Source organism: Butyrivibrio sp. CB08 (assembly GCF_003625485.1).
Taxonomy (GTDB): Bacteria; Bacillota; Clostridia; order Lachnospirales; family Lachnospiraceae; genus Butyrivibrio.
In genome coordinates this window covers 95443-107200 of sequence record NZ_RAIR01000005.1, presented here as the reverse complement: position 1 = coordinate 107200, position 11758 = coordinate 95443, and the positions used below count along the sequence as shown (strand labels likewise).

Sequence of the window (11758 nt, the reverse complement as noted above, 5' to 3'; positions counted from 1 at the left end):
AGCAAAAATACACATTTATGGTTTATGATTTACTAAAGTGGTTAATTTGGATATTTGGTATTTTTTGATAAAAAAAGTTTTTTGGAGGACAGACCGATGGACATCAATACATCATACAGCGAATACAACAAGGTATCTGAGCCTAAGACCATAGATACAATTAACGTTAATGGCAAGTATGTAGATTCAACTGCATTTAAGTCAAGAATCGTGACCATAGCAGCATCATCTGCATTTCTGGCTGCATTTGCTACCTTTGTAGCGCTGCTTTTTATGTGACTTTTGATTAATTAAAATAAGGCAGGGAGACCCGCTTGTGGCCTCCTTGCCTTTTTGTTGTATTAATCAGATCTTATAACTACCAAGGAACGCTTCAGCACTTTGTCCTGATTCAGTCCATTTATCATAGATTTCGGCTCTCTTCATTCCGGTAATATCTTTATTCTTATCATATTCCTTAGCCGCCCAGGCTTTATCAAACTCCAGTCTCTTGTCTACTAAATCCGGATTTATGCCTCTTCCAGCTCCGCCTGAAACCTTCATAAGTTCATCATCTGTTAATCTCTCATTTGTTCCCATTGTAGTATCCTCCTTATGTGATTATCTCTTGGATAAATATTTCAATCGCTTTATAATTATTTATACGAAGTTATTTACCTGATGGCAATTTTATTATATCAAAAAACCATCACATTAAGGAAAGAGGTTTTTATGAACACAAAAGTACTGATAGAAGCAATCGGATACACAGGATCTGCACTTGTACTGGTATCATTCTTAATGGTGTCAGTAGTTAAGCTGCGTATCGTGAACACTATTGGTAGCGTGATCTTTACGATCTACGCCTTTATCATTCACTCCTATCCAACAGCTATCATGAATCTGTGCCTGGTAATGATCAATATCTATTACCTGGTTAAAATGAGCAATACAAGTCAAAACGCCAGGGAATACGACCTTGTTAAGGTATCCCCTGACGATTCTATGCTCCAATATACAATTGAAAGACAAAAAGACGACGTAGAAAAATACTTCCCAGGAACTACAGATATGGTCTCTGATACCAACACTGCCTTTATAGTGTGCTATAAGGGCGCTCCAGTAGGCGTTTTTGCCGGAACCAAGGATGAGAACGGCTGTGTTGACATCCTTATCGACTACTGTGTTCCTGAGTACAGAGATTTCTCAATTGGTAAGTTCCTCTATGCCAATCTTCAGGCTGAAGGAATCAGTTCAGTTACCTTTAGCGGCCCTGATACCTATCATCAGGAATATCTTAGCAAGAACAACTTTACAAAGAGCGGCGATCGCTATCTGAAAGTTCTCTGATCAGCCCTGCAAATTCGGATCCGACATCATCTTTATCGTCTCGATATCGTTGGCGGTAAGCTTGATGTTGGATTCTAATGTTTTACCATCTGGAGTTGTGACCTTCATGGCCAGAACTGTCCCCTCTACCATAGCGGTATCTTTTACAGCCATAAAAAATGGCATTACCTTTGGATGATCCTGCTGGAAAGTCTGTATTCTCTGCTGCAATTTCATCAGCATCATAGGGTTCATATTCATAGTATTTATCCTCACTCAATAGTTTATTAATTAACAATTGAATTTTAATAGAAAACTTGAGCGAAATCAAACTTTTTTTGATTTCATTGTTCTATAATACGCTTGCGCTTGATGTATGCGCTTTCATAAAATACTAAAATTCGCACAAATTAAGGAGGAAAATGTAATGTACGGATTTGGAGATATGATAGACAAGCTCAAGAAAGATCCTAAATCAATCGTATTCCCAGAGGGTAACGATCCTAGAATTCTTGAAGCTGCTTCTCGTCTTCTTGCAAGTAACTTTATCAGACCTATTCTTTTAGGTAATGAGGAAGAGATCATCAAGGTTGCTGAGGATGCTGGTTATAACATCCGCGGCGCACAGATCATCGATCCTGAGAATTATGACAGATTTGACGAAATGGTTGAGCAGTTCTGCGAACTTAGAAAGAGCAAGGGAATGACACCTGAGAAGGCTATCCCAATGCTCAAGCAGACCAACTACTTCGGAACAATGCTCGTAAAGATGGGCATTGGTGACTGTCTTTTAGGTGGTGCTACATATTCAACAGCTGATACAGTTCGTCCAGCTCTTCAGATCATCAAGACCAAGCCTGAGAACACAATCGTTTCTTCTTGTTTCATCCTTGTTCGCCCTTCAGCAACAGGTGACAACGAAGTTATCGCTATGGCTGACTGCGGAATCAACATCAATCCTAACGAGGATGAGCTTGTTGAGATCTGCGGCGAGACAGTAAACTGCGCTCAGAGATTTGGTATCGAGCCTAAGGTTGCTTTCCTTTCATTCTCAACTATGGGATCAGCTAAGGACGACACAGTAACTAAGATGCAGAACGCTACTAAGAAGGCTCAGGAGAAATACCCTGAGATCCCTATTGATGGAGAGCTTCAGTTTGACGCTGCTGTTGCACCTCGTGTTGCTAAGCAGAAGGCTCCTGGCTCAAAAGTAGCTGGTCACGCTAACACCTTCATCTTCCCTGACATCAACGCAGGTAACATTGGTTACAAGATCGCTCAGAGAATGGGTAACTTCGAGGCTTATGGCCCTATCCTTCTTGGTCTTAACGCACCAATCAATGACCTTTCTCGTGGATGCAACGCTATCGAGGTTTACTCAATGGCTATCATTACAGCATCTCTTGCTTAATTATATGTAGCATATATGTTATATAACATTTTGGTTTAAAATATAGAGCAGCTTCCGCATGGGAGCTGCTCTTTTTTATTATGTATTATTGGCATGACGTCTTTCATGGCTCTTATAATATCTGGCCTTGTCCTTGTACATTTCGTCGTCAGCTTTTTTGATGAGTTTATTTACATCGCTGGAATTGTCCGACCACTCCCATCCAACAGCTATGGCAACACCTTTTGCCTTGGTCCTGAACTTTTCTACCAGTTCAGAGAATTTCTCCCTGTCAATTTCAGGCACCACTGCTATAAACTCATCTCCGCCAAATCTGTAGCAGAACTTTTTCTTGAAGATCGCTCCGAAGAGCGCTGCAGTGTCCGTGATAAGCTTATCTCCGGCTTCATGTCCCTTTTCATCGTTAATAGCCTTAAGACCATTAATGTCGGTATAACACACTCCCACTGATACTGACATCTCTCTAAGAAGGCCAAGCTCCTGACTTAAAGAGTACCTGTTTCCAAGGCCTGTAAGCGCATCGTGACCACCAAGGAACCTCAGCTCCTGATTGAGCTCGTGGTTAGTGATCTGTGAGGATAAGAAAATACTTACGGTCTCCATAACTTCAGAGATATCTACCTGTAAATCCAAGGCGTAATTGTCCGCTACAAGAAATCCTAACCTCTCATCCTTATTCCTCAGGACAGAAATTGCAAATCTGGCGCATCTACCAGCCAAATACTCATTGTATATATCAGGAACGAGATCCGCTAAAAGAGAAGTGTCATTCACGCAGGAGAAATCCTTGCCCTTAAGCTGCCTGTTCCACTTATCTACGAGGTCGTACTTTTCAAACACCTTTTTGGAGGGAAGATCTGAGGAACCGCTCTTACTTATCCACTCATACCTGTCAATAAGCTTATTTCCTTCAGTTCTTACCACATATACCCTGTCAGCCTCAAGGGTCTGACCAAGTATCCTTAGAACTCTCTTCGTTCCTTTGGCAAAATCAGAGGTTGAAGCTGCCTTTGCACACTCAATAACAAGGTTGCTGGTCTTGGTCTGAAACGCCCTTGTGTCCTCTTCTTTTTTAGTAGCCGTTACGTCATGGATAATGTAGGCACAGAAGCCCTTCTGATATACAGGAACAACCCAAAACTCCAGCCACATATCATGCTGGCTGTTGTAAGATCTGTTGATAGATGACTGGCGCAGGATCGCAGCCTGATAGCTGAATTTTATCCAGTCTTCATCCTGATTATTCACAGTTTTATAAAATGTATTTCCGACAAGCTCTGCAGTAGAATAACCGGTAAGCTGTGCATATTTTTCATTGGCAAAAAGAAACAGCATGTCTTTTACTGTTCCAAAGGGATCCGTAAGGACCTTGAATATACAGCAGGCGTCTGGCAGCTCTTTTAACATGAAAAGAATGTCACTGGGCGAAAGATCTGCATCTGCCAAATATCCAATTTTTCCCTCTATGTCTTTTTCTTGCATCGCAGTTTCCTTAAAGTTTGTGTAGGTTACAAGTTTCCAATTATAATTATACAACAGTAACGCGCAAACTTTTATCAATATATTATTAATTTTTCATATATTTCACATCGAAAACATGATAAAATTATTCTTATTCGGAGGGGAATAAAATGAGACAAATACTTAAAAAAACCGTTGTCGTTTTTTTAATATCTGTTCTCCTGGTAACATGCTTTGGATGCGAAGGCAAAAATGAAGCTTCCAAAGGCCCGCAGACTACTATTACTATCGCCGCCAGAGACGGATCTCACACTGATGTTATAAACGCAGTTAAAGGTGCCTTTGAGGCAGAGAATAACTGTGTAGTAAATGTTGTTCCACTGAGTGCGGACGACATTCATAAAAATGCTCTCGATGACGCGTCAAATCCTGAAGGTATATATGATGTCATCATGATAGATGACCCTCTTATGCCTGAATACATCGAGAAAAAGATAATACAAAACCTCACTCAGCTTGGTTATTCTGATGATGAGGATTTCGTTGAAAAATCTAAGCTTCTCGGGAAAGACCCCTATCCACTTGGGGCTACTTATGCCCTGCCATTTTCAGGCAATGTCCAGCTGATATTCTACAATGAAAATCTGATATCAGATCCATCAATTCTTAGTAGCTGGAGCGGCATCTATGGAAAATGCGAAGAGCTAAAACTTAGTGGAAAGAAAGGCTATGCCATCCGCGGCCAGTCAGGAAACCCCATTGTATCGGATTTCCTCCCAATTTTATGGGCTTTTGGCGGGGATCTGTTTGACGAAGACGGAAAAGTTGTCCTGGATTCAAGACAAAGCCGCGAGGCTTTGGAGTTCTACTGCAAGCTCTACCAGACTGGTGGCAATTACAGTAAAGATGAGCTTATAGAAGCCATCACCACAGGCGAAGCTGGAATAGCACTGGGGTGGCCATCATGGTTTATTTCTGGAAGCGGTTCGAGCGCAGCGATTGCTCAGATACCTGGAAAAAAGACTTCATCTTCCCAGGTTCTTGCTACCGGAGAGATTGGCAACTGGCTTCTCGGAGTTACAAGCAATTCAAAAGACCCACAACTGGCTCTTAAGCTTGCTGCATATCTTACCAGCGAAGATGTACAAAGACAGGCCCTTGAATATGGTGGTGTCCCCACCAGAAAGAGCATTTTCAGAGATCCTGAGGTCCTTAGCAAATACCCATTCTTTGAGCAGCTCTATAGCGGAACCAACAACTCAAGAGTTCGTCCAAGAACAACAAAATGGGCAAGAATAGAGGAAGTATTTGGCGAAGAGCTGGTAAAGTGTATTGACGGCGAAATAAGCGTAGATGAAGCTATTACAAACTCACATAACGCCATACAGGAACTTGCAAACGAATAACACATAAAAATGAGCTTTAAAGGCGATTTTAGCCTTTAAAGCTCTTATTTTTACTCTTCATACGGTAGCAGATCTTTAAGCTCGTTTTTGAGCTCTAAAACAGATTTTCCTGTCCTTCTGGAGATTCCAGCAAGATCATCGTATTCAAACTTGCTACGTTTTACGTCATATCCAGAAGAAGTTTTGATTCTTACCTCTCCATAGGGCGTCTCTATCCTTCTGATCTCTCTATTTAGCACATATCTGCTGCTTATATTCTCTCTGATCCCTATCGTTGTCGTGTGCTTGAAGATAGTTTTTACTATTGTTTCCTTTTTATCCTCTCTGCACATGCAGGTCAAAAGGAAGCCTGGTCTGTTCTTTTTCATATCAATTGATATTGTATAAACCTCCAGTGCACCTGCTTCAAAGAGCATCTCTGTAGCAAATCCAATCTCTTCTGGAGTCATATCATCTACATTGCAGGACAGCTCTACTACCACATCTGCCTCGTCCTTGGCGTCGCCCCAAAGCGCCCTTACGCAGTTAGCCTGAGGAAAATCTTTTTTGCCCATACCATAGCCAATCTGCTCTACTGACATAACAGGCTGAGGACCAAAATCAAAGGCAAAATATTTAACAAGAGCTGCTCCTGTAGGAGTACATAGCTCTCCATTTATCCTGTCAGAGGAATAGCTTGGTATTCCCTTTAAAAGGTTCGCTGTTGCGGGAGCTGGTACTGGCAGAATACCGTGCGAGGTCTTAACCTGGCCATTTCCGACATTTATGGGGGATACAATAACCTTGTCCGGATCGAGCTCATGCATCAGGTAACATACAGCAGATATATCTGCTATGGCGTCCAGATTGCCCACCTCATGGAAGTGGATCTCTGATACGCTCACTCCATGTACTTCACTCTCAGCTTCAGCAAGTAACTGATAAACCTCTCTAATGTCGCTGCGAATCTCTTTTGAAATGTTAAGTCCTTCTATAATTTCTTCTATCTGATACAGTGAATTGTGTCTGTGCTCATGGTGATCATTATGCTCGTGATGATCATGTTCATGATGGTGGTGATCGTTGTCATGGTCATGATGATCTGCATCTACACTCTCTTCCTCTACTCCATCAATAAGGACAGAGATATGATCTCCAACAATTCCGCATTTTTCCGTTTTACCGAACTGATATTTAACCTTGGGGATTCCCATGGCATTAAGCTCTGCAATCACCTTTTCTTTGTCATCAAAAAGGCTAAGTAAAGCTGAAGCCAGCATATCGCCAGCAATGCCCATCTTACACTCCAGGTAAAGTATCTTCATAAATCCGCCTTTCTTTAGTCTTCAATGACAACATTTGTAAGTACTACGTCTTTTCCAGCAATTATGTGAGCCTTACGTCCGCCGCAGTGAGGACAAAGGTAGTTATTTTCCCTTGATGGCTCATATTTCCTGTCACACTCCTCGCATAATGCTGTTACAGGTACTTCATTGCATATAAGCTCAGCTCCTTCCAGAATCGTTCCTCTGGAGGCATCTGGATAGTATTTATGCATATAATATGGCATTACACCACTTGTTTTACCTATACTAACTTCTATGCTCTTAACTTTCTTGGCATTATTATCATTTGCCACCTCTACTGCAAGAGAAACCATTCTTGCAATATAGCTCATTTCATGCATTTCTTATCCCTAACTTCAGAAACTATTTATTTTTTATGTCCATTTTACTACAATTTAATTGAATGTCACCGATTTTCTTGTAATAATACTGTTAGGAGGTGGAGTATGGCTCATAATGTTGTCATTACTTGTGTGGGATGCGGACGATCTTTCACCGCGAGAAACAGCGCCAATCCATTTTGCTGCAGAACATGCAAGATAAGATATTCATATCACTATACATTTAAGTGCAGTGACTGCCGTAATGCTTCCTGTGAGGTCAGAAATAACGCACTGGCAGGCTGCGCTCCTAATTGTCCTAACTTAAAATGGAATCCATGATAATAAATAAAGCATATAACTTATATTGGTTATATGCTTTATATTTGTTATATAACATTCTTTCCAAGGAGATGGTCGATAAACTGCTGGGCAGTTCTTCCAGATATGCCTCCATGGCTCATTTCCCATCTGTCCGCTTCAAGCTTAAGCTCATCCTGGGCAATATCCAGACCATTTCTCTCGGCCAGTTCTCTTACGATCTCATAGAACTCCTGCCTTGAAGGCTTGTAATAACCGATAGTAACGCCAAATCTGTTTGCCAGGGAAAGCTTCTCTTCCATGGTGTCGGACCTGTGGATATCACCATCCTGCTCCACATCTGTCCTGTCTCTCCAGGTTTCCTTGATAAGATGCCTTCTGTTTGAAGTGGCGTAGATAAGAATGTTGTCAGGCCTTGTCTCTACACCGCCCTCTATAAGTGCCTTTAAGAACTTGTAATCAGACTCATCCTCTTCAAAAGACAGGTCATCCATGTAGATGATAAACTTGTAGTTCCTGTTCTTTATCTGGGCAATAACCTGCGACAGATACTTGAACTGATGCTTGTATATCTCTATCATCCTAAGGCCTTCTGAATAGAATTCATTGACTATAGCCTTGATACTGGTGGATTTTCCAGTTCCACTGTCGCCAAAAAGAAGCACATTGTTAGCTCTCTGCCCCTTAACGAAAGCTCTTGTATTGGCAACGAGCTTTTCTTTTTGAAGCTCATAGCCCACCAGGTCACTTAAAACTACAGTGTCCATATTATTTATTGCCATAAATTCCACGGATCCTGTAGGCAATTCTCTAAACCTGAAGGCCTTGTTAAGTCCAAATGCTCCCACGCCAATAGCCTTGTAAAAGCCTGTTACAGCCTCAAAAAACTCTTCTACATCTTTTGTCTGCTCTAATTTCTCACTAAGTCCCCTGACTTTTTCGCTGACATTCTTGTTATACATCAGCTGAGGCTTATCTATAGCTTTATAGTTAGTTATGCAGCTAAAACAGTCTATATCCAGCTCTTTTTCAAGCTCAGTAAAGTCATAGTCAAAAAGCTCTTTAAAGGCCTTAAAATCGCTTTTTGCGAAATGATTGACACTTCCATCCTTATAGCCCACTTTTTCACAGGTTAAGGTAAATGGATTCTCACTCATGATAAGGATATAGGTCAGATAATTGTGCCAGAGATTCTTGTCAAAAGCACAGGCAGTACCAAGCTCCAAAAGACACTTGATCTGCTTGTAGCATCTTGCTATAAGATCATCTTTTGAATAATCTCCGCTGTGGAAATCTCTGTATACCTTAGATAGCTGAATAAGAATTGAATCTTCTGGTAAATCCCCGAAAATAAGCAGTTTTGCTACGATTTTTTCCATAAAGCCCCTTTATATTTGTTATATAACATATATATTAGTTGTCTAGTAATTTCTTTTCCAATTCCTCAAAATCATAGTCATTTCGCTGCTCAAAATTATTGAAGGAATTGCTGCTTTTTGGCCTGAATTTAGTGGTCTTATTGTTATAATACTCGTTCTTGATGCAATCCTTCATAAAAGCTATGGGAACATCTACTGGTGAACTGTAACTGTTCATGTAATCATAAGACTTCTTGATCTTGTCATAGTCATATTCTGCAAGTTCAGCCAGCTCCCTGATCTCCCTGAGCTTAAAGTCGTCATGCATAAGATCAATAAGATCGTCTAAGATCTCGTCCTTATTGACAGCTACTTCTGCTGTTTTCTCAACAGCTTCAGCATCTTTCTTGGTTACAAAGAATCTGATTCCTTCAGTTTTACGGCCGTTCTTTATGGGCTCATAGTCTACCTGAAGGCTTGTCTTTTTATTGAGTTCCTCTTTAGCCTTGGATAATACGTTTCTGTTGAATATCTTGTACTCTTTATACTTGGTCTGGCCTGTTTTCTCAGCCAGTTCGTCAATTCTATCGTAATCTGGGAACTCTTTTTCAAGCTCAGTCTTGATCTCCTTGCTACCGCCAGAGTTAATTATGCCCAGCTCAAGCTTAAGCTCAGTAAGCTTGTATTCAAATACCATCTCTCCCTGCATCTTGGTTACAGCCCTCTGGTAATCATATGCAGACTTGAGCATCTCATAAAGTCTTAAGGAATATACACTCTTTAAACTCAAGGTGTCTGCCAAACTAAGAACGGTGTAATCCTTCTGCAGATTGACGATTTTATCCGTCAAAGAGTTGTTATAACGAAGTGTAAGGGTTCCATTCTTGAAAGAAGCATCAGTTACAACCTGGTGAGCCTCAATCTTACCGTTTTCCTTGTCCTTCATAAGAAGATTCCAATCGAAAATTGTAGCTCCCTTGATCTGTCTGTCGCAAAGAGCTTCAATATGCTCATACAAAGACCCAGAGCTTGATTTAAACATCTTACGAAGCTCCGTTCCATATATAGTAGCAACTACATTATTGGTCTCATCAACCTTAATATTCTGCATTCCGATAGCAAAAAGCTTCTGGCTCAGGGCCGTTCCCTTTCCCATGGCGTTGATGAGTTCGTTGGATTTCTTGTAAGTCTTCTTACTTACTACAAGCTGATCTCTCTTTTCATTCTGCATAGGTATTGTTCCTTTTTTGTACACCTATTGGTATAATAAAGATGTTCCTTTTTTATTCACCTTTAGTTTCTATGGAATAAATAACATTCCCTTTTTATCAACCTTAATTCTATTATATTCCCTTTTTTGTCACTTTCAAGCAATTTTTCACAATATTTTGTGGCTAAATCAGCTTAAAACCACTATTTTCAGTTGTCCTATCCGGTCAATCTTTTTTCTTCCCTTTTTATGCACCTTTATAAAAATATGCGCCCCTTTACATCACTTTTGACCTGATTGTATTAATCTTATTAGTCAATTTTATTCCCTTTTCTGTCACCATTTCTAACCAAATAAGTCGCCATAAACTTTATTTCTTATAAAGATTTACATCCTGGGATGCCATACCAGATCGATACGGCCTTTTATAGACGATTTTTGACCTTTATTTTCTCTTTTACGTCCTAATATTTAGTTTTATACCTCAATTGCAGCTCTTTATATAAATGGTCCTTATATGGAAAAGCTTTATAATCTATTTCATTCCCTTTTTAGTCACCTTTAATAAAATTTCCTGTATTTATGCGGCTTACACCAAGTTTTAGTTCATGATACCATTCGTAGATATGCCTGGTTTAATTTGATTTTGGTTTACATCAGGATCTAATACCTTATTCTTCCTTTACTGTTAATTACCCGAAATAGCTGAAAAAGGTGTTTTTATTCGTTCCCTTTTTAGTCACCTTTATATTCCCCTTTTAGTCACCCTTAAACCAAAATCCTTCTGAAAGCCACTATTTATGCGCGTTTCAAATATGTACTGTTCTTTATTTACAATCTTCCCTTTTTAGTCACCATTGTTCCCTTTTTTGGTGCCTCTATATCCCTAAAGACATCACTTACACCAGGTTCTACTCATCCCCTATTTGTTCACTTTAGATTCCCATTGTTGTCACATTTGAATCCCTTTCTACTCACTCTACATCCCTATTTAAGTCACTTCAAAATCCAGGAATCCAGTATTTATCAATGTTTTCAGGGCTATTAATTAATAAACAATTGTCTGTTAAAAAATATAAAAAAACAACTTCTGATCAGTGTAGATAAATACTGGATTTACTTTATATCTTGCAACCAACTTGCAATATTCTTGCAACAAAAAAGAGATATAAATTGAATTATATCTCTAAAATCTAACAAATTATATGTATTCTATATAAATAAAATTGATTTTAATTTATCAGGAATGTAGCATAAATTCTAAAATTATTATCAAAATTAATTATATGATGTCAGTACGATATTTTCTATTTCAATAACATGTGTAACTAAATAATAGTATTCTAATTTGTCTATTGTTATAGTATTACTACTTCATAATATTTAGATAGTTGTTGATAACATTTAATCTGTTCCATAAAAAACATCAAAAATGCAATTGACTATTTTGATAAATTCAATATTGATTCAAGTCAAAATAATTATATATGACTTTAATTTCTTGAATCTAGTATTAATTATATATCTTATATCCTATAAATACTAAATCAGTAACATGCGCTATTGTATAAAAATCATTATTTTTGTAATTTTATGACGCAAGTAATCTTGCAAACAATTAAATCTTTATATTCCATA

General features: G+C 39.1%; 12 protein-coding genes. 5 read left to right on the top strand and 7 right to left on the bottom strand.

What is annotated here, in order from left to right:
* Positions 1-96: 96 nt before the first annotated feature.
* On the top strand, positions 97-279 hold the full coding sequence (locus tag D6855_RS10165; RefSeq protein WP_120740648.1) for a hypothetical protein: 183 nt from the start codon (positions 97-99) through the stop codon (positions 277-279).
* 66 nt (positions 280-345) lie between these two features.
* Here D6855_RS10165 and D6855_RS10160 read toward each other — a convergent pair whose 3' ends face one another.
* Positions 346-579 carry a hypothetical protein gene (locus D6855_RS10160; protein ID WP_120740646.1) on the bottom strand — a complete coding sequence of 78 codons (234 nt, stop codon included), beginning with the start codon at positions 577-579 and terminating at the stop codon, positions 346-348.
* Positions 580-711: 132 nt separating this feature from the next.
* Between D6855_RS10160 and D6855_RS10155 the strand changes: the two genes are divergently transcribed.
* The gene (locus D6855_RS10155; RefSeq protein WP_243111864.1) at positions 712-1329 is read left to right on the top strand and encodes a YgjV family protein; all 618 of its coding nucleotides are present in this window, start codon (positions 712-714) and stop codon (positions 1327-1329) included.
* Here the strand turns inward: D6855_RS10155 and D6855_RS10150 are convergent, their stop codons facing one another.
* Positions 1330-1569 carry a hypothetical protein gene (locus tag D6855_RS10150; protein WP_120740642.1) on the bottom strand — a complete coding sequence of 80 codons (240 nt, stop codon included), beginning with the start codon at positions 1567-1569 and terminating at the stop codon, positions 1330-1332.
* Between the two features lie 166 nt (positions 1570-1735).
* On the opposite strand from D6855_RS10150, the gene pta reads away from it, so the two are divergent.
* Entirely contained in the window at positions 1736-2719 is a 984-nt protein-coding gene (gene pta, locus D6855_RS10145; RefSeq protein ID WP_120740640.1) for a phosphate acetyltransferase, read from the top strand.
* A gap of 78 nt (positions 2720-2797) precedes the next feature.
* On the opposite strand, the gene D6855_RS10140 is transcribed toward pta, so the two are convergent.
* The gene (locus D6855_RS10140) at positions 2798-4201 is read right to left on the bottom strand and encodes a sensor domain-containing diguanylate cyclase (RefSeq protein ID WP_120740638.1); all 1404 of its coding nucleotides are present in this window, start codon (positions 4199-4201) and stop codon (positions 2798-2800) included.
* 149 nt (positions 4202-4350) lie between these two features.
* Between D6855_RS10140 and D6855_RS10135 the strand changes: the two genes are divergently transcribed.
* Positions 4351-5586, top strand: coding sequence for an extracellular solute-binding protein (locus D6855_RS10135; protein WP_120740636.1), 1236 nt, complete (start codon positions 4351-4353; stop codon positions 5584-5586).
* 50 nt (positions 5587-5636) lie between these two features.
* Here D6855_RS10135 and larC read toward each other — a convergent pair whose 3' ends face one another.
* Complete coding sequence (larC, locus tag D6855_RS10130; RefSeq protein ID WP_120740634.1) at positions 5637-6890, bottom strand: nickel pincer cofactor biosynthesis protein LarC; 1254 nt, start codon at positions 6888-6890, stop codon at positions 5637-5639.
* Positions 6891-6904: 14 nt separating this feature from the next.
* Positions 6905-7243, bottom strand: a complete 339-nt coding sequence (locus D6855_RS10125; protein WP_120740632.1) for a hydrogenase maturation nickel metallochaperone HypA/HybF — start codon at positions 7241-7243, stop codon at positions 6905-6907.
* Between the two features lie 114 nt (positions 7244-7357).
* On the opposite strand from D6855_RS10125, the gene D6855_RS10120 reads away from it, so the two are divergent.
* The gene (locus D6855_RS10120; RefSeq protein WP_120740630.1) at positions 7358-7573 is read left to right on the top strand and encodes a hypothetical protein; all 216 of its coding nucleotides are present in this window, start codon (positions 7358-7360) and stop codon (positions 7571-7573) included.
* Between the two features lie 47 nt (positions 7574-7620).
* On the opposite strand, the gene D6855_RS10115 is transcribed toward D6855_RS10120, so the two are convergent.
* Positions 7621-8931, bottom strand: a complete 1311-nt coding sequence (locus tag D6855_RS10115; RefSeq protein WP_120740628.1) for an ATP-binding protein — start codon at positions 8929-8931, stop codon at positions 7621-7623.
* A gap of 34 nt (positions 8932-8965) precedes the next feature.
* Positions 8966-10141 carry a replication initiation protein gene (locus D6855_RS10110; protein WP_120740626.1) on the bottom strand — a complete coding sequence of 392 codons (1176 nt, stop codon included), beginning with the start codon at positions 10139-10141 and terminating at the stop codon, positions 8966-8968.
* Positions 10142-11758 lie beyond the last annotated feature (1617 nt).